Source organism: Desemzia sp. FAM 23990 (assembly GCF_045528485.1).
GTDB lineage: Bacteria > Bacillota > Bacilli > Lactobacillales > Carnobacteriaceae > Desemzia.
Map to the genome: position 1 here is coordinate 1 of NZ_JBGQQW010000084.1, position 288 is coordinate 288.

Sequence of the window (288 nt, forward strand, 5' to 3'; positions counted from 1 at the left end):
AAATCCATTGAATAAATAAAATCACATTATAATAGGAGGAAAATCAATGTCAGAAATAGCAGTTAAATTACCAGATGGTTCTATAAAAAAAGTAGAATCCGGTGCAACACCAAAAGATATAGCAAGCAGTATCGCAAAGTCACTTGAAAAAAAGGGGCTGGCAGGAAAGTGGAATGGGGAGTTAGTTGATTATAATCAACCTTTGAATGAAGACGGTGATTTGGAGATCGTTACCCCTGATCATGAAAATGCGCTTGAAGTATTAAGACACTCAACAGCTCATTTAAT

1 protein-coding gene is annotated in these 288 nt (G+C 35.4%); it reads left to right on the forward strand.

From position 1 onward, the window contains the following. Window positions 1-46: 46 nt before the first annotated feature. Window positions 47-288: TGS domain-containing protein (locus tag ACEN4I_RS13555; protein ID WP_407127861.1), on the forward strand; the 242-nt coding region annotated here is incomplete at its 3' end.